Origin of the sequence: Burkholderia sp. BCC0506 (assembly GCF_902833145.1) — a bacterium.
Classification (GTDB): domain Bacteria; phylum Pseudomonadota; class Gammaproteobacteria; order Burkholderiales; family Burkholderiaceae; genus Burkholderia.
On record NZ_CADFEN010000001.1, the window covers coordinates 445,221 to 469,171 of the forward strand.

The window sequence follows — 23,951 nt, forward strand, 5'->3', positions numbered from 1 at the left end:
CGCGACGACGGTCGAATGCTTAGGTCGCGTCGCCGATCTGGGCGGCGGCGTCGATCAGCAGCTTGCCGAGCACGTGCTCGTCGAACAGCGCGAAGTGCTCGGCGCGAAAGACCAGCGACAGGCTGCTGTTGACCTCGCCGCTGCTGGCCGTGCGAATCGGCGCGGCGATGCCGACGAACCCTTCATCGAGTTCGCCGCGCGAGATCCAGTAGCCCGCGTCGACGATCTGCTGGCACGCGCGCCAGAACTGCGTCCAGTCGCTCGCGAACTCGCCGAGCTCGGCGTTGTGCCGTTCGTGCAGGCGCTTCAGCCGCGCACGCGACATCGCGGCGACGATCACTTTCGACGACGCACCCTGGAACAGCGGCATGATGCGGCCGCGGCCGAAACCGAGTTGCAGGTTCTCGGCGCCGGTTTCGTGCATCACGTTGATGATCTGTTCGTCGAACAGCGTCGACACGAGCGCGTCGCCGCCAGTGACCTGAACCAGCTTCTGGATCACGGGCTTCGCGGCGGTGAGCGTCGGGTCCGACTGCCGCATGTTGTAGTCGAGATGGATGATGCGCGGGCCCAGCGTATAGCGGCCGTTGGTGCCGACCAGCAGCCCGACGGATGCCAGTTCCTTCACGTACCGATAGCACGTGGTGCGCGAAAAGCCCATGTGTTCGGCGATTTCCTCGGCCGTCATCGACGTCGCCGACGAAGAGAAGACGTCGAGGATGGACAACATTTTGGTGAGGCTCGACATGACGTGATCCGGGATTCAGACAGCTTGCGGCAATGGAACGGGAAGGCCGAATTCGGTTTCGGGTTGCCGCGCTGCGGCACGGAATGCGGCGCCGCGGGCGACAGGCCGTAGTCTAACTGAAGTCGTGCGGGCGGCAACCGGAACCGCGTCGACGGATGTGCGGGAAGCGCGCCGGCGCGTCGAAGTGGATCGCTTCGACGTCGATTGATATGGATTCCTATTGTGTCGATTGAAATCGCGCTGGATCGATGTCGCTGCCGTGCCGGCCGGTTCGCGCGCGCATCGGTCGGGAAAATTCAATGAGGAGAAGAGGATGAAACGGTGGTTCCGAATGGTGGCATGGTGCGGCTGCGGTGCCGTTGCACCGGCGTTCGCGCAATCGAGCGTGACGCTCTACGGTTCGCTGGACACGGGCGTGACCTATACGAGCGACGTCGCGTCCGCTCCGCGTGGCGGCCGCCAGCTCGCGTTGCAGGCCGGCGTGTCGCGCAACGACGTGTGGGGCCTGACGGGCAGGGAGGATCTCGGCGGCGCCAACTTCGCGGTGTTTCGGCTCGAAAGCCAGTTCCAGACCTCCGACGGCGCGCTGACCGTGCCGGGCTCCGCGTTCAGTTCGCAGGCGTACGTCGGGCTCGGCGGCGACTGGGGGACCGTGACGCTCGGCCGCCAGTTCGATTTCGTCGGCGATCTGCTGCCGGCTTTCGCGATCGGCGCGAACACGCCGGCCGGCCTGCTCGCATGGGGCTTGCCGGCGAACGCGTCGGCGGGCGGCGCGCTCGACAACCGCGTGTGGGGCGTTCAGGTGAACAATGCGGTGAAGTACGTGAGCCCGACGTTCGGCGGCGTCGCGTTCGGCGGCATGTGGGGGTTCGGCAATGTCCCCGGTACGGTCGCGCGCAGCAGCGTGCAAAGCGCGATGCTGTCCTACACGCAGGGCGCATTCAGCGCCGCGCTCGCCTATTTCGGCCAGCACGACGTGACGGCCGGCGGCAATCTGCGCAATGTCTCGGGCGGGGCCGGCTACAACGTCGGGCCGGTTCGCGTCTTCGGCATGGTGTCGGACGTGCGGATCAGCGCCGCCGCCGCGTTGCGTGCCACCACCTATGACGCAGGATTGACCTTTGCAGTCACGCCGGCGTTGCAACTGGGCGGCGGTTTCCAGTACCAGCAGCGCGGCGGCGATATCGGCTCGGCCAACCAGCTCACGTTGAGCGCCGACTATTCGCTGTCGAAACGTACCGGCCTTTACGCGGTAGTCGCACGCGGGCACGACAGTGCGTATGGCGCGCAGGTCGAAGCGGCGCTCGGCGGGGCGGCGTCCGGCTCGACGCAGACCGCGGTTCGGCTCGGGCTGCGGCATCAGTTCTGACGACGCGCGAGGAACACGGGCTGCCGCGTACGTCGCGCGAGAGCCCGTGTTTTCCCACCCGGTTCAGAACCGATGCATCATCCCGACGCGCAACGCCAGCTGGTTGCGGCCCGACGACTGTCCGGCGGTGCCGAGCACGTGCGCGTAGTCGAAATCGCTGCCGGTGTTGCCGGTTGCATGCTGATACGCGCCTTGAATGTACGTCGAGGTGCGCTTGCTGAGATCGTAGTCGAGCATCATCGATAGCTGGTGCCAGCTCGGCGACGCATCTTCCGCCGCCGTCGCGACATGCGCATGCGTGTACGTATAGGCGGCGCCGAGCCAGACGTCCGGCCGGAAGAAGTACTGGCCGTTGACCTCGAAGTTGTCGAATTTCCATGCGTTCTGCGAGCCCGCCGCCGGCTGGTTCGCGAAGTAGAGATTCGACTCGGGGTTGGTCACGTCGACGTGCGAATACGCGGCGGACAGCGTCAGCTTGTCACCGAACTTGTATGATGCGCCGGCATCGATGTTCTGCTGCGAGCGGCCGCTGAAGACCGTATCGTCGCTCGACAACGCACCGCCCGCGGATGCGCCGCCGTTGTTGGCCTTCAGGTACGCGACGGCGGCGGAGAACGCGCCCGCCTGGTACTGCACGGCGGCGCTATAGACGCGATTGCGGGCGAAGCCGCCCGCCTGATTCGCGAGCCCGTAGAGCACTTCGCCCTTGAAGCCGGCGTAGGAGGGCGACACGTACTTGACGCTGTTCTGGATGCGGTAGTCCCAGTCGGCGTTGTCGTTGTCGTACGGGTGGGCGCCGAAGTCGCCGAGCCAGTTGCCGGTGGCCGTGAACGGGCTCCACATGTCGAGCGTCGGGTCGTACTGGCGGCCGAACGTGAGCGTGCCGAACCGGTCGGAGTCGAGGCCGACGTAGGCTTGCCTGCCGAACATGCGCGACGTCACGCCGAGCGCACCGGTGCTCGCGTTGAAGCCGTTCTCGAGCTGGAACAGCGCTCTCAGGCCACCGCCGAGGTCTTCGGTGCCCTTCAGCCCCCAGTTGCTGCCGACGGTATCGCCGCTCACCATCTGGTAAGCCTTGCTGCCCCCTGCGTTGCTCGTGAAATTGACGCCTTCGTCGATCAGGCCGTACAGCGTCACGGTGTTTTGCGCTTGGGCCGTCAGGCCGAATCCCATGGCGCTCGCGGCCGATACGGCCGCCATCATCTTCTTCATCGTCGATCTCCAGGTGGGGGTGGCCAGCGCGGCGAGGCGCGGTGCGGTTTCCGACGGCGTGCGGCGGCACCGGACGCCTGCAGCGGGTCCGCTTGTCGTTAGTAAAACGAAATATGAAAGGCGAAGAAAATCGGCCCGCGCGATCAGGCGGACCGAATGACGAACCTTGCCGGACGCGAGGTCCCGCGCGGCGGCGACGTTACAGCATCCGCCGCAGCACGTCGTTTTCCGGGTTGCGGTCGAAGAACCGGTGTTTCAGCGCGCCGAGCACATGCAGCACGATGAGCGCGAGCAACGTATAGGCGAGCGTTTTGTGCAGCCACTGAAACGCCTCGAACCAATGGTCGTTCTTCGGCAGCAGCTCGGGTACGCGGAAAAAGAAGAACGGCACGCCGTCGCTCTGCGTAAACGTGCTGGACATCGAGTAACCCATCAGCGGCACGATAATCGCGAGCACGTACAGCAGGTAGTGGCCGATCCTGGCGAGCTTGCGGTCGAGCGTCGGCAGCGTGGAAGGCAGCGGCGGCAACGGCTTCATCGAGCGAATCGCCAGTTGCGTGACGACCACCAGCAGCGTGAGCACGCCGAACTCCTTGTGGGTCGGGTAGTACCAGTCGAACTTGGCCGGCAGATTGTCGTCGAGCCGGACCATCGTCCAGCCGGTCCAGAGCTGCGCGCCGATCAGGATTGCCCTGACCCAGTGCAGCAGCCGAAGCGCGAGCGGGTATTTCTCCGCGGGGAATGCAATGGCCTGGTTGTCCATTTGAATTGTCTTCCTTTGAAACGAAACTGCGACAGGCGGAATGCCGATCGTCGACTTCGACGTTCCGCGGCGATTTTCGTCGAACCGAGGCCGAATGGAGATGCGCACGAACCTTCGACGAAAAGTCCGTGCGCCAGGCTGTTTCGGGCGGTCAGGCGATCGCGCGCGAATCCGCGCAGCACTCCTGCAATGCCTCGCGCAGCGTCACGGCCATGAAGTCGGCTTCGCCTGGCTGCAGCGTCAGCGGCGGCGACATCACCACCTTGTTCGCGATCGCCCGCACCAGCACGCCGCGCCGGCGCGCGGCATCGGCCACGCGGGCGGTGAACCCCTTGCCCGGATCGAGCGGCGTGCGGCTGGCCTTGTCGGTCACCAGATCGAGCGCCAGCATCAGCCCCTTGCCGCGGACGTCGCCGACGGTCTCGAAGTCGGCCTTCAGCGGCAGCAATTGCTCGAGCAGGCGCTGGCCGACCCGCGCCGCATTGCCCGGCAGATCCTCGGCCTCGACGATGTCGAGCACCGCGAGCGACGCGGCGCACGCGAGCGGATGCCCGCTGTACGTATAGCCGTGCATGACCACGTGCGAGAAGCCCGGGCCATGTTCGATCGCGTCGGCGATGCGCCCGTTGTACAGCGTCGCGCCGAGCGGCACGTAGCCGGCGGAAATGCCCTTGGCGACGCACAGGATGTCGGCGGCGACGCCCCAGCCGCGGCTGCCGAGCAGGCTGCCGGTGCGGCCGAAGCCGGTGACCACCTCGTCCGCGATCAGCAAGATGCCGTTACGGTCGCACACGGCCCGCACGCGCCCCCAGTAATCGGCCGGCGGGACGATCAGGCCGCCGGCGCCCTGCACCGGTTCGGCGACGAACGCGGCGATAGTCTGCGGGCCGTGGAACGCGATCGTTTCCTCGAGCTGCCGGATGCAGTGCTCGACGAGTTGTTGCGGATCGTCGCAATTCCACGGATTGCGATAGAGCCAGGGCGTGTCGAGCAGCACGCAGCCGGGCAGCAGCGGGCCATGATTGTAATGGTAGACGCCGTTGCCGCCGATCGACGTGCCGCCCATGTGCACGCCGTGATAGCCGTTGCGCAGCGACAGGAATTTCGTGCGCGACGGCTCGCCCGCGGCGACCCAGTACTGGCGCGCCATCTTGAGCGCGGTCTCGATCGCGTCGGAGCCGCCGCTGCCGAACATCACCCGCTGCATGTCTTCCTGCGCGAACATCGCGCACAGGCGGTCGGCCAGATCGTAGACGCGCGGATGGGCGACGCCGTCGAAGGTTTGGTAGTACGAGAGTTCATCCATCTGCCGCGCGATCGCGCTTTTCACTTCCGGCCGGTTGTGGCCGACGTTGACGTTCCACAGTCCGCCGACGCCGTCGAGCATGCGGTGGCCGTCGACGTCGTATACATAGTTGCCGTCGCCGCGCGCGATGATCACGGTGGGGGTCGTATGTCCGGCGGCCGCCGAACTCATCGGATGCCAGAATCGTTTTTGACGCTTTTGATAATCCATGGTGTCTCTCGTCTCTCTTGCGAAGTACTTGAACAGGGTGGCGGCGCGGTGTGCTCCGCCGGATCACAGGGCTGCGGTGACGATCTTTTCCTCGAGGTACGAATCGAGCGCGGCCTTCGACAGGTCGCGCCCGATCCCGCTCTGCTTGGTGCCGCCCCACGGCAGGCGCGCGTCGATCGGGCTCCACGCATTGATCGCGACCGCGCCGACGTCGAGCCGCTCGGCGACGCGGTGCGCGGTGCCGACGTCCTGCGTCCACACCGAAGCGGAGAGACCGAACGGCGTGTCGTTGGCGATGCGAACGGCGTCGTCCTCGGTCTCGAACGGCATCACCATGCCGACCGGGCCGAACACTTCGTCGCGGGCGACCCGCATGCCCGGATGGACACCGCCCAGAATCGTCGGGCGCATGAAGCAGCCGCGCGGCGGCACCTGTTCGTCGCCGGCGAGCATGACCGCTCCTTCGGCGAGCGCACCGTCGACGAGCGCACGCACGCGCGCGAGGTGACGCGGGTTGATCAGCGCACCCATCTGCACGTCGGGCTCCGATGGCGGACCGATGCGCATCGCCCGGGCCGCGTCGGCAAGCCGTTCCTCGAGTGCCTGCGCGATCGAGCGGTGCGCGAGCACGCGCGAGCCGGCCGCGCACGTCTGTCCCTGGTTCGCGAACATGCCGGCCATCAGCGACGGAATCGCACGGTCGAGGTCGGCATCCGCGAAGACGATCTGCGCGGCCTTGCCGCCCAGTTCGAGCGTGACGCGCTTGAAGGTCTTGGCAGCCACGCCCGCGATCGCGCGGCCGACTTCGGTGCTGCCGGTGAAGCTGATCTTGTTCACGAGCGGGTGCGCGACCAGCGCGGCGCCGACTTCCGCGCCCACGCCGTGGACGATGTTGACGACCCCGGCGGGAAGGTCGGCTTCGCAGACGAGCTCACCGAGCCGGGCGATCGCCAGCGGCGTGTCTTCCGACGGCTTGATGACCACCGGGCAGCCGGCCGCCAGCGCCGGCGCGAGCTTCCACACGGCGATCATCAATGGCGCGTTCCACGGGATGATCTGGCCGGCGACGCCCACCGGCGCACGTCGTGTGTAGCTGAGCGTCGGGCGGCCCATGAAGCCGTCGGTCGGAATCGTGCGGCCCTCGAGCTTGTCGGCCCAGCCGGCGAAATAGCGCAGCGTGTCGATGCACATCGGGAGGTCCATCATCCGCATCTCGGCAAGCGGGCGCCCTTGTTCGACGGCCAGGCATTCCGCCAGTGCGTCACGGTCGCGCTCGACCATGTCCGCCAGCCGAAGCAGCCAGCGCGCGCGGGCCGAGCCGCCCGCGCGGGCCCACGCGTCGCCGTGCAGCGCGGCGTGCGCGGCACGCACCGCGCGATCGACGTCTTCGGCGGTCGATGCGGGCACGGCGGCAACATAGTCGCCGGTCGCCGGCGCCAACTTTTCGAAGGTACGGCCGGCCGCTGCGTCGCAATGCCTGCCGTCGATCAGATTCTGAATTTTCATCGTCGTGTTCCGTGTTTCCCAGGGGCGAATCGTCGGGCCGAACGGGTGAGGGCGATATCCGCGGTTCGGCTTCGACGTCCCATTCACTGTATGTCGATGAAAACGCGCGCCTCGTCCGCTATCGGCAATCGTTGCGGCGCGATCGGGATAGGGAATACCCGTGCCGGCGCGACGCGTCGCGCGTCACGTTGGCAGCGTGGAATGCTCGGGGAGTGAACAACGAGACGACGGTGCGGCGCGGCACCGTCCGGTCGGCGGCTACTGGGCGGCGCGCCCGAGTTCGCGATACAGGTCCGGGTCGCTGCGCTTCAACCGCAGCGCGGCGCGGATGCCGAGCGCACCGACGGCGACGAGGAAATACGGAAACATCGCGACGAAGGTCGAATCCGATCCGCTCAGCACGGACAGGTTGCGCACGACGAGCACGAGGCACGCGCCGAGTGCGATCACGCTGACGAGCGGCGCGATCAGGCGGTGCACGACACCGGCGTCGCGGTGATCGCGCGCGAAGAACGCGATCACCGACGCCGCCACCAGGATCTGCACCGCGATGATGCCGATCGTCGCGAGCGCGCTCATCCACGAGAACACGACCGCGAACGGATCGAGGCGGAACGCGGCCGATCCGGCGAGGGCCGCGAGCGCGATCAGCGTCTGCACCTTGCCGGCGACGTCCGGGCAACGATGCACGGGGCACGTATGGCCGAGCTTGCGCCACAGCACGCGTTCGCGGCCCATCGCGTAGAAATAGCGCGTGATCGTGTTGTGGAACGACAGGATGGCCGCGAACAGGCTCGTGACGAGCAGCACGTTCATCGCGTCCGTCGCGATGCTGCCGAGCAGCCGGCCGCTGACGGCAAACCACAGATTGGCCGGATCGCGCGCGGCCTGCGCGGCGATCGCGCGCTCGCCCCACGCCTCGACGATCGCCCACGACGACAGCGCGTAGAACGCCATGATGAGGATCACGGCGAGGTAGGTGGCGCGCGGAATCGTGCGCTTCGGGTCGCGCGCCTCCTCGGAGAAGATCGCGGTCGCCTCGAAGCCCATGTACGAGCCGAGCACGAACACCAGCGCGGTGCCGAGCCCCGGCGCGAACACCATCGCGGGGCTGAACGGTTTCGCGCTGAAGCCGCCGGTGCCCGCGCCGTGCACGACGATCGCGAGATCGAGCAGCATCACGATCGCGATCTCGCCGATCATCAGCATGCCGAGCAGCCGGCCGCTGAACTCGATATGCCGCGCGCCGCAGAAGTGCACCACGGCGACGCAGGCGAGCGCGAACGCCCACCACGGCACGTCGACGCCGTAGTGCCGCTGGATGCTGTCGTTCAGGAAGAAGCCGAACATGCAGTAGATCGCGATCTGCACCGCGTTGTACGCGACGATCGCGACAAACGCGCCGCCCACGCCGGCGGGGCGTCCGAGCCCGTTCGCGATGTATGCATAGAACGCGCCCGCATTGGAGATGTGCCGGCTCATCGCCGCATAGCCGATGCTGAAGATCAGGTACATGACGCCCGCCAGCACGAAAACGCCCGGCACGCCGGGGCCGTTGCCGAGCGAGAATGCCGCGGGTGTCGCGCCGACCATCGCGGTGAGCGGCGCGGCCGCGGCGACGACGAAGAAGACGATGTGTGAGAGTCCGACGGCGTTCCTGCTGAGCCCCGCTTCGGACCGGGATGACGATTCGTTCATGAGTAGTCCCGCTGACCGGCGCGTCCGTCAGGAATCGACACCGGCATGCCTGATCAATATCCCTGCGTCGCGGGCCGGTTCCGACTAACCGGTAACGGATGCCGACGTGCGCCGACGACACAGGTGTGCGCTTGAACGGCCCGTGGATGCGGTGTGGCGCGCATGCGAAGAGGCCGACCACAAAAATTTACGGTGCGGAAAAACCGGGCGTTGTCCGTTATCGGCAATCCGAATGCATCGGGCGGCCGGGGGATTACCCGGATGCGCCGTCACGGCGCGCGGGCGCGGCTCAGCTCAGGCGCGGCGTGTGCGACGGCAGTTCGTGGAAATGCTGCTGGTAGTACGCGGAGAAGCGTCCGAAGTGGCAAAAGCCGAATTGCGCCGCCGCGTCGCCGATCCGCATCGTGTCGGGTGTCGTCATCAGGAAGCGGCGCACGGCGTTCAGCCGGATCGAGCGGAGATAGGCGGTCGGCGTGGTGCCGACCACGTTCTGAAAGCTGTATTGCAGCGTGCGGCGGCTGATCCGCAGGTGATGACAGAGATCGATGACCGTCGGTACGTCGTCGGATTCCAGCGCGATTTCCTGGCTGCGCCGCACGATGTAGCTTTGCGTCGAGGCCGACGGCAGCGCACCGGCATCCGGGTCGTCGGGCTGCACGAGGTCGAGCAGGATGCCGACCAGACTGTGCGCGAGCACGCGTTCGTCGAATGCATCGCGCGCGGTGAGCGAACCGCTGTCGAGCGCCTGGCCGAGCACGCGTTCGAGGCCGTCCAGCGCGTTGCGGTAGCGCGCGGGCGAGATCGGCAGCACCGGCTGCTTCAGGAAACGTGCGGGCAGGTTCGCGAGTTCGTCCACCTCGCGATCGGCCGCGAGCGTGCGGTCGATCGTGAACGCGAGCACCTCGGTGTCGCACGGCAGGTGGGCGACGAATTCCTCGCCGCCGCGCAGCGTCAGCAGGCTCGGCCGCTCGACGGTGCGCCCCTGGACCACGGGCGCGACCGCACTGGCGATCGGCAGCGCGAAGCAGAGCCGGTCGCGCGGCGCGAGGCCGTGCTGCATCACGCGCTGGTTGATGCGTTCGCGAAAGACGTGAAAACGCTGGCCGGCGACCTGGCGCAGCGTGGTCGTCGCGGTGCCCGGACTGATCTGGTCGTAGTGCTGCGACCAGTTCACGATCGCCTGGGAATGGAGGAACACATCCGAGAAGCACAGTGTTTCAGCGCGCAGGTTCATGGCGTGGCGAATGCATCCCGTTTCAAATTCGATGCCGGCCGAAGCCGGCTCATGCTGCCGGCGCGGGCAGCGCGATCGCGCCATACGCGCGCCGCCCGGATGGCTTTCCGAACGCGCGGTGCGACGCGGTCAGTCCTGCGGACGATCATATCCAGAAAAAAACACCGCGTGACGCGATCGAAAAGTCCGGTGGCGCTTGTCGAGCGAGCAGCCCGCGGAAGGTGACCGCGCATAGCCAAACCGAAAGAAATTAGGGGGTGCCGGGCGATATCGACAGACGAATGTCGTTGACAACCCTATTTTTTCAAAATCTCATTATAGGGGATTGAATTTGTTTTTGCGGTGGGGTTTACACATGGCGTCACGCGCTGCCGAGTAACGGGGGCTTCATGGTCAACACGATCGCGTAAAATCGGCCGTTTCTTACAAACGGCCGGGTGTCGATTCACGTCATGGCCCGGGGCTGTGCGCGACGCCTTCTCTCGTGTTAACTACCAATAAATCCCGAAATACGGGATTTGTATAATTACCCCGCAACGCCTCGCCTGTTCGTGACGCCTGTCCACATACCGGGAGCGGTCCATGTCCGAGTCACCCCCTGCCTTGTTGTATCGCCGGATCGCGCTGCGCGTGATTCCGTTTCTATTCGTCTGCTACGTGATCAACTTCGTCGATCGCGTCAACATCGGGTTCGCCAAGCTGCAGTTCCTGCAGGACCTCGGCTTGAGCGAAGCCGTATTCGGCTCCGCGACGGCCATCTTCTTCATCAGTTACGCCGCGTTCGAGGTGCCGAGCAACCTGCTGCTGGCGCGCATCGGCGCGAGCCGCACGCTGATGCGGATCATGGCGCTGTGGGGCCTGTGCACGGTCGCGCAGATGTTCGTGACCGGCAGCGTGTCGCTGTACGTGGTGCGGTTTCTGCTCGGTGCCGCCGAGGCCGGCTTCTTTCCGGGCCTGATCCTGTACCTGTCGTACTGGTTTCCGGATAGGGTGCGCGCCCGCGTCAACAGCGTGCTGCTGCTCGCCGTTCCGGTCGCGGGGATGATCGGCGGACCGCTGTCCGGCTGGATCATGGCGCACCTGCAGGGCACGATGGGGTTGCGCGGATGGCAGTGGCTGTTCCTGATCGAGGGATTGCCGGCCATCGCGCTCGGGCTGGCTGCGCCGCTGATGCTGAGCGACCGGCCGGAACGGGCGGCATGGCTGTCGCCTGCGGACCGGCAGGTGCTCTTGCGCGATCTGGATGCGGAGCGGGCGTCGGCCGTGGTCGGCCATGACCGAACGGGCGTGCTCGACATCGTTCGCCACGCGCGCGTGCTGGGGCTGGCGGCGATCTATTTCTGCGTCTACGTCGGGATGGGGACGGTGACGTTCTGGTCGCCCACGGTGCTGAAGGCGGCCGGGGTCGCGAGCGTCACCGGAATAGGTTGGTTGTCCGGATTGATTTCCGTCTTCACGATGATCGGCAACGTGGCGATCGCGTGGAGTTCCGACCGATACGGCGAGCGCCGCTGGCATACCGTGGCTTGCATGCTCGTCACCGCGTGCAGTCTGCTGCTCCTGCGCTTCTCGGTCGGCCATGTAGGAATCACCGTCGCGTTGCTGGCGATCGCGCAGCTGTGCGCGTTCACCGTGCCGATCGTGTTCTGGACGATTCCGGCTGCCCAACTGACCGGCCGGGCGGCGGCAGCCGGCATCGCGGTGATCAGCATGCTGGGTTCGCTCGGCGGTGCGTTCAGTTCGTGGCTGGTCGGCATCCTGTTCGCACGTACCGGCGCGCCGTATGCCGGGTTCGCGGTGGTCGCGGGGCTGCTGGTGGTCGGCTCGGTGCTGGTGACGAGCCTGGTGCCGCGCACGTTGCCGTCGCGCCGCACGGCGAGCGAACGGGCCGCGTTGCGGGGCGCCGAGTAGCGCGCGGCCCGGGGCGGGTATCGCGTCCGTCGATCAAGTGGCCGAGCGATTGCGCGACGGCGAGGTTTTCGCCGCGACCGCACGGGGCGCGGGGCCGGTGGATTGTCGAATGACGAGTTCGGCGGGCAGCACGATGCGAGGGGCCACCGATTCGGTGCTGCCGATTTGTGCCATCAGCGTGTTGACCGCGGCGCGTCCCATCGGCGCGAACGGTTGGCGTATCGTCGTGAGCGGCGGATGGACCTGGGCAGCCATCGGAATGTCGTCGAAGCCGATCACGGAGACGTCGTGAGGGACTTTCAGGCCCGCTTCCCTTGCCGCCGCGATGACGCCAAACGCGCTCAGGTCGTTCGCCGCGAAGATCGCGGTCGGACGTTGCGGAAGCGCAAGCAATTGCGATGCCGCGTCGAACGCCTTCATCTGTGACAGGTCGCCTTGCGCGATCAGGCCGGGATCGTCGGCCAGACGGAATCGCGCGATCGCATCGAGATAGCCGCGCCGCCGGTCGCGCACGCCTTCGATGGACTCGTCGCCGCTGATGAACGCGACGCGCGTATGCCCGAGTTCCGCCAGATGTTCGACCGCGCGCAATGCGCCGCCATAGTTGTCGACGGAGATGGACGGAAATCCCGCGAGCGCGCCGCGCTGGTCGATGACGACGACCGGGACGTTCGCGGCGGCGAGCGCGTCGAAGTAGATCGAATCGCGCGGCAGGATGGCGACGACGCCGTCGGTGAACTGCTTCATCAACCCCAGCACGGACTGATGCGAGTGACGGTCTTCGTCGAATACCGTGTACACGAAGGTCTCGTACCCGGCTACCCGCGCAGCGCGCCCCACGCCGATGATCAGTTCGCCGACGAATTCGTTGTCGAGCGTGGGCGTCACGATCCCGATGATGCCGTTGCGTCCGCCGGACAGCTTCTGCGCGCTGCGGTTGACGACATACCCGATGTTCGCCGCGACTCTCAATATTTCCTCGCGCGTTTCCTGCGAAACGCCCGGACGGTCGTTGAGCGCCCGCGAGGCGGTCATCTGTGACACGCCCGCGATACGCGCGACATGGGCGAGAGTGGGATTCTGTTTGCTCATTGGCGAGGTCGTGCGGTCGACGGCGGCCATTCGAGCCCCACGTGTTCCGCAATGGATGATAGCGATAACGTCCGGTTTTTCCTGTTCATTCTAACAGGTCGCATGCGGATACGGCATTGAACTGACGCGGCCGATGCCGCTAGAGCCGCTCCACACCTGGCGATCTGGCCATTGTCGTTCGGTTTGACCGGAGCGCCCGGGTGACAAATTCGACGATGGGTATACCCGGATAGCGATGGCGATGAATCAAACCTAACATCGCATAACGTTAACGCTAACTCTCGGTTGGCGATACCAACAACGATGGAGACGTGGATGCTTTCGATCAAGGTTCGAAGGATCTCGCGCGCCGCGACGGCGCTGTTGGCCGCCTCGGCGCTGTGGGCCGGCGTCGGTCATGCGCAGTCGACGAAGAAAGTCATCGTCGAATGGGATCACCAGACGGAGGGCAATGGGCCCAAAACCGTACGCGCAGCCGCCGACCGGTTCGAGAAACAGAACCCCGATTACAAGGTCGAGGATTCCCACGTTCTCAACGATTCATACAAGGCGAAGCTGAAAGTGGCGTTCGGCGCCGGACAGCCGCCCTGCGTGTTCGACACGTGGGGCGGCGGGCCGCTGAGAGAGTATGTGAAGGCAGGCCAGGTCGTGGACCTCACGCCCTATCTGCGGAAGGATCCGGCCTATCGCGATCGCTTCCTGCCGGCGTCATGGAAGGCCGTCACCTACGACGGCAAGATTTATGGTGTTCCGGCGGAAAACACGGCGGCTGCCGTGATCTTTTACAACAAGGATCTGTTCCGGCAATACAACCTCGCGCCGCCCGCGACCTGGGACGACCTGATGAACGTCGTGAAGGTGCTGACGTCGCACGGGGTCGCGCCGTTCGCGCTGGCCAACAAGAACAAGTGGCCCGGGTCGATGTACTACATGTATCTGGTCGACCGGCTCGGTGGCCCGGATGTTTTTCGGCGCGCCGTCGAGCGCGAGAAGGGCGGCGGTTTTGCGGATCCGGTGTTCGTCGGCGCCGGCAAATATCTTCAGCAACTCGTCAAGGCGGGCGCATTCGCGCCCGGCTACAACGGGCTCGACTACGACATCGGCGCGTCCCGTCGCCTGCTGTACGCCGGCCGGGCCGCGATGGAGCTGATGGGAAGCTGGGAAGCGTCGACCATCCAGAAGGAAAATCCCGCGTTCTTCAAGAAGCTCGACTTCTTCCCGTTTCCGGGCATGCCCGGCGGCAAGGGCGATGTTCGCGATCTCGTGGGGACGCTCGGCGACAGTTACCTGAGCGTATCGACGCAGTGTTCGGACCACGACGCGGCGTTTCGTCTGATCAGGACGATGACGGATGACGAATCGATCCGCGCGAAACTGGCCGATGCCCGACTCCCGCCGGTGAAGAATCTGACCATCGCGGATCCGTTGCTGAAGCGCGTGCAGGAACTGGTCGCGCAGGCGCCGAACGTCCAGCTCTGGTACGACCAGGAACTGTCGCCGCGTCTCGGCGAGCGGCACAAGGAGATTTCGCAGGCGCTGCTGGGGCTGTCGGTGACGCCCGAGGCGGCTGCGCAACAGATGGAAGACGCGGCAAAGGCGGAAGCGGGCCGCTAGGCCGGCTGGAATGGAACCGATCGTCAAGGAGGTCAGGGTGGATACAGCGATGATCGCGATGCGCGCGAAAGCGCACCACGTGTCGCCGCACCGGTGGGCCGCGGTGTTGTTGCTGGCGCCGTCGGTCCTGCTGTTGGCCGTTTTCCTGCTCTATCCGCTGGTCGACAGCTTCCGGTTGTCGCTGGTCGACTGGAACGGGCTCGGTAGCGACGCGCGTTACGTCGGCGTCGCGAACTGGCTGCATCTGGCCCGGGACGACGTGTTCTGGAAGGCGCTCGGCAACAATTTGCTGCTCGCCGCGTTCTCCGTGGTGATCCAGCTGCCTGTCGCGCTGGTGCTCGCGGTGCTGCTCGACAAGGCCGGCAAAGGCTCGCGTCTGCTGAAGATCCTGTATTTCCTGCCGCTGCTGATGTCCAGCGTCGCGATCGGCGTGCTGTTCAAGAACGTCTACGATCCGAACTTCGGTCCGCTGAACGCCGGATTGCATGCGCTCGGCCTGCATGCGCTGGCACAGGACTGGCTCGGCGATCCGCGCTTCGCGCTCGCTTCGACGATCGCGGTGATCTGCTGGCAGAACATCCCGTTCTACATGATCCTGTTTCTCGCCGGGCTGTCGTCTTTTCCGGCGGAACTGGGCGAGGCCGCGCGGCTCGACGGCGCGTCGGAATCGACGATCTTCTGGCGCATCAAGCTGCCGCATCTGCAAGGCACGGTACGGACCGCCGCACTGCTCGCGGTACTGGGGTCGCTGCGCTACTTCGACCTGATATTCGTGATGACGGGCGGCGGGCCGGAGAATGCGTCCGAGCTGATGGCCACCTACATGTACCGTCGGGTGTTCAGTTCGTTCCAGCTCGGCTACGGCAGCACGATCGCTTCGGCGATGTTCATCATCGTGGCGCTGGTGGCTGCTGCTGCGTTGCGCGTCACGCAGCGCTACTCACAAAAGGCCTGACCATGTTCGCTCGTTCTGTCCGGCAGGCGGCCAGCCGACGGCATCCCGTGATCTTCCTGCTGGCGCTCATCTGGCTCGCGGTGACCACGCTGCCGTTCCTGTTCGTGGTCGTCACCAGTCTCAAGTCGCAGGAAGAGACCTATTCGGCTTCGGTGTGGGCGCTGCCGTCCCGGCTCGACCTGTCGAACTATCTGGACGTGCTGCATGGCGCGTTCTTCATGTACCTGCGCAACAGCCTCTTCGTGGTCGGCCTGTCGGTGATCGTGATCGTGCTGCTCAGCGCGATGGCCGCCTACGCGTTCGCGCGCCTGCAGTTCCGCTTCAACAAGACGTTGTTCGGGCTTGTCGTTGCATCGATGATCGTGCCGCTTCACGCGACGCGGGTGCCGATCTACCTGATGATTCGCAACATCGGCCTGTACGACACGTCGCTGGCGCTCGTCGGCCCGTACGTCGCGTTCAGCCTGCCGATCTCGATTTTCATTCTCACCGAGTTCATGAAGCAGATCCCGCACGAACTCGAGGAAGCCGCCTGTCTCGACGGATGCGGGCCGCTCGAGATCTTCTGGCGGATCTACTTTCCGCTGTCGATGCCGGGCCTGGCGACGGTGGCCATCTACAACGCGATCGCCCTCTGGAACGAGTTCATCTTCGCGTACGTGCTGACTTCCACGCCGGAACACCGCACGCTGCCGCTCGCGCTGTGGGATTTCCAGGGGCAGTACGCATCGAACATTCCCGCGATGCTGTCGGTCGTCACGCTCACGTCGCTTCCGCTGATCGTCGCCTACGCGTTCGGGCAGGAACGGATCATCAAGGGAATGATGGCGGGATCGTTGAAGGGGTAGCGACCGCCCGGCCGCAGCCCGGCGCACGTCGCGGGACGGCGGGATCCACTTACTTGTTCAGTCGAGCGAATCATGGCAAGCATCAGTCTCAAGAACGTCCAGAAGGCGTACGACGGCAATCCGCCGGTCATTCGGGATGTCGATCTCGAGATCGGCGCCAACGAGTTTTGCGTGTTCCTCGGTCCGTCCGGATGCGGAAAATCGACGCTGCTGCGGATGATCGCCGGACTGGAAACCATCACGGCCGGCGAACTGAGCATCGATGGTACGCGCGTCAATGACGTGCATCCGTCGAAGCGGCGCGTGGCGATGGTGTTCCAGAACTATGCGCTGTATCCGCACATGACCGTCTACGAAAACATGGCTTTCGCGTTGCGGCAGGCGAAGATGGACGCCGCGACGATCGACGGCAAGGTCAGGCAGGCCGCGGCGTCGCTGCAGCTGGAGACGTTGCTCGAGCGGCGGCCGGCGGCGCTGTCGGGCGGGCAGCGCCAGCGTGTCGCGATCGGACGGGCAATCGTGCGCGAGCCCGGCGTATTCCTGTTCGACGAGCCGCTGTCGAATCTCGACGCCGCGCTGCGGGTGCAGACGCGAACGGAGATTGCGCGTCTGCACCGTGAGTTCAACCGGGCGAGCGCGATTTACGTCACGCACGACCAGACCGAAGCGATGGCGCTCGCGGACAAGATCGTGCTGCTGCACGCCGGCGCCGATATGGAACGCCATGGCAGCGTGGCCCAGGTCGGTGCGCCGCTGGATCTTTACCACCACCCGCGAAGCCGGTTCGTTGCGGGCTTCATCGGCTCGCCGCGGATGAATTTCCTGCCGGGTCGCATCGTCGCGGTCGATTCAGGCGGGCTCTCGCTCAGCTTGCGTGGCGGCGCGCTGATTCAGGCCGCGGTCGACGCACGCGGCGTGCAGGTAGGCGCCGACGTCACGCTGGGGGTGCGGCCCGAGCACTTCGTCATTGCCGCAGGCGACGCGCGAAGTCAGGCCGTCAACGCGACGACCGGGCTGATCGAGCGTTTCGGCGAGTGTACCTATCTGCACGCGACCGTTGGCGAAGGTCGTGACGTCGGCGTGATCGCGAAGCTTTCCGGCGATGTCGACATCGGGCGCGGCCGGGCCGTCGCGCTTCATGTGTCGCCCGATGCCTGCCATGTCTTCGATGCCGACGGCATGGCGTTGCCGCGTCTCGCTGCGAAACGGCAACAGGATTACGCGTTGCAATCGGCGTGATCGCACGGCATACCGGGTCGGCTTCGCCGATGTGCGTCGATCGCCCCGGGCATGGATTCGACCAGACGGGCGCGGTGCACGCTGTCGCTTGCGTCGCGCACTGAAACGGGTAGCTGGCCCATTCGTCCATCCATTCAATACTTACTTTGGACTCCTATGTCACTCGATCTTGAAGAACAACCGGCGCTGTACCGCAATCCGGACGCGCCCATTCCCGCGCGCGTGGCCGATTTGCTCGGCCGCATGAACCTGGACGAAAAAATCGCGCAGTTGCATGCCGGCTGGCTGAAATTGTCGTCGGACGGCAACCATGCGTGGCGGCTGGCCGATTTCGCGCAGCGGCAGACGGGGATCACCGTCGATGAGCTGCTGACGCATGGCCTCGGACAGATCACGCGCCCGCTTGGTACGCACTCGGTCGAGGCACGCGAAGGCGTTCGTGCATTGAACGCGCTGCAGCGCAGGATGGTCGAGAACACGCGCCTGGGTATTCCCGTGATGTCGCACGAGGAGTGTCTCGTCGGCCTGATGATCGAAGGCGCGACATTGTTTCCGGCACCGCTCAACTACGCCGCGACGTGGAACCCGGAGCTGGTCGAAGCCGTCGGGCGTGAAATCGGCCGGCAGGCGCGCTCGATCGGCTGCCACCAGGGGCTCGCACCGGTGCTCGACGTATCGCGCGATCCGCGCTGGGGACGCACCGAAGAGACGCTCGGCGAGGATCCGTATCTGGTCGGCGTGCTGGCCTGTCGTTACGTCGACGGCCTGCAGGGCGAGCGCCGCGACTTGCTGGCGACGCTCAAGCATTTCGCCGGGCACTCGGCGAGCGAAGGCGGACGCAACCACGCGCCCGTCCACGTCGGCCCGCGCGAATTCAACGATGTCTTCCTGCTGCCCTTCGAAATGGCGGTCAAGCTGGCCAACGCGGGCGCCGTGATGCCGGCATATCACGACATCGACGGTATCCCGTGTCATGCGGATCCGACGCTGATCGAGGAAACGCTGCGCGCAAAATGGGGATTCGACGGGCTGGTCGTGGCCGACTATGCCGGCGTCAACCTGCTGTTTACGCACCATGGCGTCGCCCATGACGAAGCGCAGGCCGCGGCGCTGACATTCAATGCGGGTCTCGACGTCGAACTGCCGGGGCACGAATGCGCACTGCACCTGAAGACGGCGATCGAGCGCGGCGACATCGAGATGCCGGCAATCGATGCGGCGGTGTCGCGCGTGCTGACCGAGAAATTCCGTCTCGGGCTGTTCGAGCACCCGTACGCGGATCCGGACGGTGTCGATCTGAACGGCGCCGATGCGGCGGTCGTGGCGGATCAGGTCGCACTCGAATCGATCGTCCTGTTGAAGAACGCCGCGGTACTGCCGGTCGAGGCGGACGGCGCGTCGCGTGTGGCGATCATCGGACCCACGGCCGACGATCCGCTCGCGCTTCTCTCCGGATACAGCTTCCCGGTACACCTGATCACGACCGGCGAAGATGCGCGTTCGCCGGTGAAGACGCCGTTGCAGGCGTTCAGGGAGCGCTTCGGCAGCGATCGGGTGCTTTACGCGAAGGGCTGCGAGATTCTGCGCGAGCGCCGCGCGGGAACGCCGGTATTCCCGGGGGATGTCGACATGGCGCGCGCGATCGACGCGGACCGGCAGGCACCCGTCAGCCGCGAAACCGACCAGATCGCCGAGGCCGTGCGGGTGGCGAAATCCGCGGATGTTGCGATCGTCTTCGTCGGCGATCTGGCCGGGCTGTTTCAGTCCGGAACCGTCGGCGAGGGATCGGATACGGACAGCCTCGACTTGCCCGGCGTCCAGCAGGCGCTGCTGGATGCCGTCGTCGCGAGCGGCACGCGGACGGTCGTCGTGCAGACCGGCGGGCGTCCGTACAATCTCGGCGGCCTGGAAGAGGTCGTGGCCGCGCATATCGTCGCGTTCGCGCCGGGCCAGGGCGGCGCCGACGCGCTCGTGAAGCTGATTGCCGGCGCGGCCGACTTCAGCGGCAGATTGCCGTTGTCGATTCCGAAAAGCGCCGGCGCGGTGCCCTACGTGTACAACCACAAGCTGAAAAGCGCCGGCACGCCGATTGCCTACCATTTCGGCTCGCGTTACCCGTTCGGCTTCGGTCTGAGCTACACCGAATTCCGTTATGGCGCGCTCGACTGGATCGACCAAAGGGCGAGCATCGCCGACGGTGTCCTTGAATTCTCGTTCGAGGTCGAGAACGTCGGGGCACGCGACGGGACGGAAGTCGTCCAGATCTACGTGCGGGATCGCGTGGCGTCGGTCGTGCGACCGGTGCGGGAACTCAAGGGCTTCCAGCGCGTTTTCGTGCCGGCCGGTGCGCGCAGAACGGTGAACGTCCGGCTGCCCGTCGATATGCTCAATTTCACCGATGAGCGAGGCGAGCGCATCGTGGAGCCAGGCGAGTTCGACATCATGGTCGGCAGCTCCAGCCGGGACATTCATCTGGCCGGTTGCGCGACCGTGGTCGGTGAAACCGCGCGGACGCTCGATCGCCACTGGCGCATGATCTGCGAGGTCACGGCAGGCAGTCCGGTCGCGGCGGGCTGAGTCTCGGTGACGAAGCGAAGGCCGGTCATTCCGGAGTCGGAATGACCGGCCTTGGGCCAGTGACGGGATCGACAGGCAAGCGGCCAGTTCGAACAGATCCCGGGGAGCGGTGCATTGCGACGCTGACGCATGCCGGCGCTCGCACGGTCAATCCGGATCGGCTTTCAGCCCACCCTCGATCCAGCGCGCTTCGGACGCGCGAAGATGCGCGCGCATGGCCGTCTGCGCCGCGATCGGGTCGCCGGCCTGCAGCGCGAGCAGCACGTCCTCGTGCTCGCGCACGGCGGCGGTCCAGGTCTGCGGATTCTCCGCGTGGCCGCGCATGGCGGTCGCGATCGGGTCGTGGCGGCTGTCGAACAGCTCGCCGACGAAGCGGGTGAGCACCGAATTGCCGGCGGCTTCCGCGATCAGCATGTGGAACTGCCGGTCGGCCTCCACCGGCGATTTGCCGGCCTCCGCGAGCCGCTTCATCCGCTGAACCGTGCGGCGCAGGCGCTCGAGCATCGCGGCCGTCATCCGCGCGGCGGCCAGCGCGGCCACGCTGCCCTCGACGGCCGCGCGGGCCTGCATCAATTCCGACGGACTGTCGCCGAGCGTGGCCATCGGGCCGACGGCGTCGGCCGCCGTATCGCGCACATACACGCCGGAGCCCATCCGGATCTCGATCTGGCCGCCGATTTCCAGCGCGATCAGCGCCTCGCGAAGGGACGGACGCGATACGCCGAGCGTCAGCGCGAGCTCGCGCTCCGGCGGCAGCCGCTCGCCGATCGCGAATTCGCCCTGACGAATCAGCGCGACGATCTGGGCCGCGACCGATTGGTAAAGCCGCTTGGGTTCTGTCGATTTCATCCGATGGAGTGGGGTCAATGCGCTTTCGGCGCAAGCGCGTGTCGCGGAGTCTATCACGCCCGCCGGATCGCCCCGTGGGGCGGCCCGTTCATCCGATGTCCGGGTTTTCACCATTGGTAAGATCGGATGATGATAGTTAAATTGGCTTGACCAAAATTGGTTTGATTGCTGTAATTCATCCAAATTGGACTGACCAGATGGCGCCGAGGCCGGTCCGCCCCAAAGGAGACGCAATGGCAATGCCTCGCACGCTGCCCGGTGGCGAGACCGCACAGGACGAAGCGGACCGGGAGATCCTGCGCCTGGACGGGATTCGCAAGCGCTTCCCGGGCGTCGTGGCGCTCGACGGCATTCGCCTCGACCTGCGCCGCGGCGAGGTGCATGCGGTGTGCGGCGAAAACGGCGCGGGCAAATCCACGCTGATGAAGATCATCAGCGGCCAGTACCTGCCCGACGAGGGCGTCGTCCACTATCGCGGCGCGCCGGTGCAGTTTCGTTCGGTATCCGAAGCGCAGGCGGCCGGCATCGCGATCATTCACCAGGAGCTCAATCTCGTCCCGCACCTGAGCGTGGCGGAGAACCTGTTCCTCGCGCGCGAGCCGCGGCGCGGGCCGTTCGTCGATACGAAACGCATGAATGCGGATGCGGCGCGCTGCATCGCGCGAATCGGCCTGAACGTCGCGCCGACCACGAAGGTCGGCGTGCTGTCCATCGCGCAGCAGCAGATGGTCGAGATCGCGAAGGCGCTGTCGCTCGATGCGCGCGTGCTGATCATGGACGAGCCCACGTCGTCGCTGACCGAAGCGGAGACGGTGCAGCTCTTTCGCATCATCCAGGAACTGCGTGCCGACGGCGTGGCGATCCTGTATATCTCGCACCGGCTCGACGAAATGGCGCAGATCGTCGATCGCGTGACCGTGCTGCGCGATGGGCGTCACATCTCGACGGACGATTTCGCCGACGTGAGCATCGACGACATCGTCGCGCGCATGGTCGGACGCACGCTCGACGACGCCTATCCGTCGCGGCAATCGGTGCCGACGGACGACGTGCTGCTCGACGTGCGGGAACTGCGCCGGGACGGCGTGTTCGGGCCGGTGTCGTTCGCGCTGCGCCGCGGCGAGATTCTCGGTTTTGCTGGATTGATGGGCGCCGGGCGCACCGAGATCGCACGCGCGATCTTCGGCGCGGATCGCGTGGACGGCGGCACGATCGAACTGCACGGCCGGCCCGTGACGATCCGCTCGCCGCGCGAGGCGATCCGGCACGGCATCGCGTATCTGTCGGAGGACCGCAAGAAGGAGGGCCTCGCGCTGCCGATGCCCGTCGCGGCGAACCTCACGCTCGCGAACGTGCGCGGCATCGCGTCGCGCTTCGGGTTCCTGCGCTTCGACGACGAGCTCGACGTGGCGCGCCGCTACGTGCAGGCGCTCGCGATTCGCACGCCGTCCGTGCACCAGCGCGTGCGCAACCTGTCCGGCGGCAATCAGCAGAAGGTCGTCATCGGCAAATGGCTGTACCGCGGCTCGAAGATCCTGTTCTTCGACGAGCCGACGCGCGGGATCGACGTCGGCGCGAAATTCGCGATCTACGGGCTGATGGACCGGCTCGCCGCCGACGGTGTCGGCGTGGTGCTGATCAGTTCGGAACTGCCCGAGCTGCTCGGCATGACCGATCGGATCGCCGTTTTTCACGAAGGTCGAATGACCGCATTGCTCGACACGAAACACACCAGTCAGGAGGAGATCATGCACTACGCGTCGGGGCGTTCCCATGCTTGAAATGACATCCGATCGAAGCCAGGCCGACGAACGGGCGGCGCGACAGCGGCGGCGCGACCTGATCCAGAAGTTCGCGGCGCTGGGCAGCCTGGTCGTGCTCGTGCTCGCGTTCTCGATCTCGAGCGCGGCGTTCTTTTCGGTCGACAACCTGATGACCGTCGGCCTGCAGGTGACCTCGATCGCCTATCTGGGCGTGGCCGCGACCTGCGTGATCATCACGGGCGGCATCGACCTGTCGGTCGGCTCGGTGCTCGCGCTGGCCGGCGTGTGCGCGGCGCTGCTGGTCAAGGCCGGCGTGCCGGTGCCCGCGGCGATGGCGGCCGGCATCCTGGTCGGCGCGCTGTGCGGGCTCGTCAACGGCATTTGCGTGACGCGCATGGGCCTGCCGCCGTTCATCGCGACGCTCGGCATGATGCTCGTCGCACGCGGCATCGCGCTCCAGATCACGGGCGCGCGGCCGGTATCGGATCTCGGCGACGCGTTCGGCGCACTCGGCAACGGCGCGCTGCTGCGGATCTCGCACATCGGGGCGGACGGTTTCCCCGATACGACGTTTCCCGGCATTCCATACCCGGTCGTGATCATGGTCGTGCTGTTCGTCGTGGTGTCCGTGCTGCTGTCGAGAACGTCGCTCGGCCGTCATATCTACGCGGTCGGGTCGAACGCGGAAGCCGCGCGGCTGTCGGGCGTGAACGTGCAGGGCGTGAAGCTGTTCACCTACGTGCTGTCCGGCGCGCTCGCGGGCGTGACCGGCTGCGTGCTGATGTCGCGGCTCGTCACCGGGCAGCCGAACGAAGGCGTGATGTACGAGCTCGACGCGATCGCCAGCTCGGTCATCGGCGGCACGTCGCTGATGGGCGGCGTCGGCACGATTTCCGGCACGGCGATCGGCGCGTTCGTGATCGGCGTGCTGCGCAACGGCCTGAACATGAACGGCGTGTCGAGCTTCATCCAGCAGATCATCATCGGCGTCGTGATCCTGGGCACGGTCTGGATCGACCAGTTGCGCAATCGCCGGCCCTGACCGGCAGCAAGCAGT

18 protein-coding genes and 1 pseudogene are annotated in these 23,951 nt (G+C 66.0%); 10 read left to right on the forward strand and 9 right to left on the reverse strand.

Annotated features, from left to right (window positions below; all coding sequences use genetic code 11):
* Window positions 1–19 precede the first annotated feature (19 nt).
* Entirely contained in the window at window positions 20–748 is a 729-nt protein-coding gene (locus tag HWX62_RS01795; protein WP_175930711.1) for an IclR family transcriptional regulator, read from the reverse strand.
* Between the two features lie 313 nt (window positions 749–1,061).
* Between HWX62_RS01795 and HWX62_RS01800 the strand changes: the two genes are divergently transcribed.
* Window positions 1,062–2,117: a porin gene (locus tag HWX62_RS01800; protein WP_175930710.1), complete on the forward strand. Its 1,056-nt coding sequence runs from the start codon at window positions 1,062–1,064 to the stop codon at window positions 2,115–2,117.
* Between the two features lie 63 nt (window positions 2,118–2,180).
* On the opposite strand, the gene HWX62_RS01805 is transcribed toward HWX62_RS01800, so the two are convergent.
* From HWX62_RS01805 to HWX62_RS01830, 6 genes are all read right to left on the reverse strand, one after another.
* A complete protein-coding gene (locus HWX62_RS01805) occupies window positions 2,181–3,329 on the reverse strand; it encodes a porin (protein WP_175930709.1) in 1,149 nt (382 codons plus the stop codon).
* A 199-nt stretch (window positions 3,330–3,528) separates the two neighbouring features.
* Window positions 3,529–4,092, reverse strand: a complete 564-nt coding sequence (locus HWX62_RS01810; protein ID WP_175930708.1) for a cytochrome b — start codon at window positions 4,090–4,092, stop codon at window positions 3,529–3,531.
* A 151-nt stretch (window positions 4,093–4,243) separates the two neighbouring features.
* Window positions 4,244–5,608 carry an aspartate aminotransferase family protein gene (locus HWX62_RS01815; RefSeq protein WP_175930707.1) on the reverse strand — a complete coding sequence of 455 codons (1,365 nt, stop codon included), beginning with the start codon at window positions 5,606–5,608 and terminating at the stop codon, window positions 4,244–4,246.
* Window positions 5,609–5,671: 63 nt separating this feature from the next.
* Window positions 5,672–7,114: an aldehyde dehydrogenase family protein gene (locus tag HWX62_RS01820; protein ID WP_175930706.1), complete on the reverse strand. Its 1,443-nt coding sequence runs from the start codon at window positions 7,112–7,114 to the stop codon at window positions 5,672–5,674.
* A 258-nt stretch (window positions 7,115–7,372) separates the two neighbouring features.
* On the reverse strand, window positions 7,373–8,812 hold the full coding sequence (locus HWX62_RS01825) for an APC family permease (RefSeq protein WP_175930705.1): 1,440 nt from the start codon (window positions 8,810–8,812) through the stop codon (window positions 7,373–7,375).
* A gap of 289 nt (window positions 8,813–9,101) precedes the next feature.
* Window positions 9,102–10,046: a helix-turn-helix domain-containing protein gene (locus HWX62_RS01830; RefSeq protein WP_050016792.1), complete on the reverse strand. Its 945-nt coding sequence runs from the start codon at window positions 10,044–10,046 to the stop codon at window positions 9,102–9,104.
* Between the two features lie 582 nt (window positions 10,047–10,628).
* Between HWX62_RS01830 and HWX62_RS01835 the strand changes: the two genes are divergently transcribed.
* On the forward strand, window positions 10,629–11,957 hold the full coding sequence (locus HWX62_RS01835; RefSeq protein ID WP_175930704.1) for an MFS transporter: 1,329 nt from the start codon (window positions 10,629–10,631) through the stop codon (window positions 11,955–11,957).
* 33 nt (window positions 11,958–11,990) lie between these two features.
* On the opposite strand, the gene HWX62_RS01840 is transcribed toward HWX62_RS01835, so the two are convergent.
* Entirely contained in the window at window positions 11,991–13,049 is a 1,059-nt protein-coding gene (locus tag HWX62_RS01840) for a LacI family DNA-binding transcriptional regulator (protein ID WP_175930703.1), read from the reverse strand.
* A gap of 315 nt (window positions 13,050–13,364) precedes the next feature.
* Between HWX62_RS01840 and HWX62_RS01845 the strand changes: the two genes are divergently transcribed.
* The 6 genes and pseudogenes from HWX62_RS01845 to HWX62_RS32970 all read left to right on the forward strand — a co-directional run bounded on the left by HWX62_RS01845 (window position 13,365) and on the right by HWX62_RS32970 (window position 20,282).
* The gene (locus HWX62_RS01845) at window positions 13,365–14,663 is read left to right on the forward strand and encodes an extracellular solute-binding protein (RefSeq protein WP_175930702.1); all 1,299 of its coding nucleotides are present in this window, start codon (window positions 13,365–13,367) and stop codon (window positions 14,661–14,663) included.
* Between the two features lie 37 nt (window positions 14,664–14,700).
* The gene (locus HWX62_RS01850; protein WP_244135920.1) at window positions 14,701–15,618 is read left to right on the forward strand and encodes a sugar ABC transporter permease; all 918 of its coding nucleotides are present in this window, start codon (window positions 14,701–14,703) and stop codon (window positions 15,616–15,618) included.
* A 2-nt stretch (window positions 15,619–15,620) separates the two neighbouring features.
* Window positions 15,621–16,466, forward strand: a complete 846-nt coding sequence (locus HWX62_RS01855; RefSeq protein ID WP_175985070.1) for a carbohydrate ABC transporter permease — start codon at window positions 15,621–15,623, stop codon at window positions 16,464–16,466.
* A gap of 72 nt (window positions 16,467–16,538) precedes the next feature.
* Window positions 16,539–17,705 carry a sn-glycerol-3-phosphate ABC transporter ATP-binding protein UgpC gene (ugpC, locus tag HWX62_RS01860; protein ID WP_175930700.1) on the forward strand — a complete coding sequence of 389 codons (1,167 nt, stop codon included), beginning with the start codon at window positions 16,539–16,541 and terminating at the stop codon, window positions 17,703–17,705.
* Window positions 17,706–17,948: 243 nt separating this feature from the next.
* A pseudogene (locus HWX62_RS32965) lies at window positions 17,949–18,884 on the forward strand (glycoside hydrolase family 3 N-terminal domain-containing protein); the annotation flags it as partial.
* 51 nt (window positions 18,885–18,935) lie between these two features.
* A complete protein-coding gene (locus HWX62_RS32970; protein WP_244135952.1) occupies window positions 18,936–20,282 on the forward strand; it encodes a glycoside hydrolase family 3 C-terminal domain-containing protein in 1,347 nt (448 codons plus the stop codon).
* Between the two features lie 147 nt (window positions 20,283–20,429).
* Here HWX62_RS32970 and HWX62_RS01870 read toward each other — a convergent pair whose 3' ends face one another.
* On the reverse strand, window positions 20,430–21,131 hold the full coding sequence (locus HWX62_RS01870) for a FadR/GntR family transcriptional regulator (protein WP_175930858.1): 702 nt from the start codon (window positions 21,129–21,131) through the stop codon (window positions 20,430–20,432).
* Between the two features lie 233 nt (window positions 21,132–21,364).
* Between HWX62_RS01870 and HWX62_RS01875 the strand changes: the two genes are divergently transcribed.
* Complete coding sequence (locus HWX62_RS01875) at window positions 21,365–22,912, forward strand: sugar ABC transporter ATP-binding protein (RefSeq protein WP_175930698.1); 1,548 nt, start codon at window positions 21,365–21,367, stop codon at window positions 22,910–22,912.
* Entirely contained in the window at window positions 22,905–23,936 is a 1,032-nt protein-coding gene (locus HWX62_RS01880; protein ID WP_175930697.1) for an ABC transporter permease, read from the forward strand. The genes HWX62_RS01875 and HWX62_RS01880 overlap by 8 nt, the downstream gene beginning before the upstream one ends.
* Window positions 23,937–23,951: the final 15 nt, after the last annotated feature.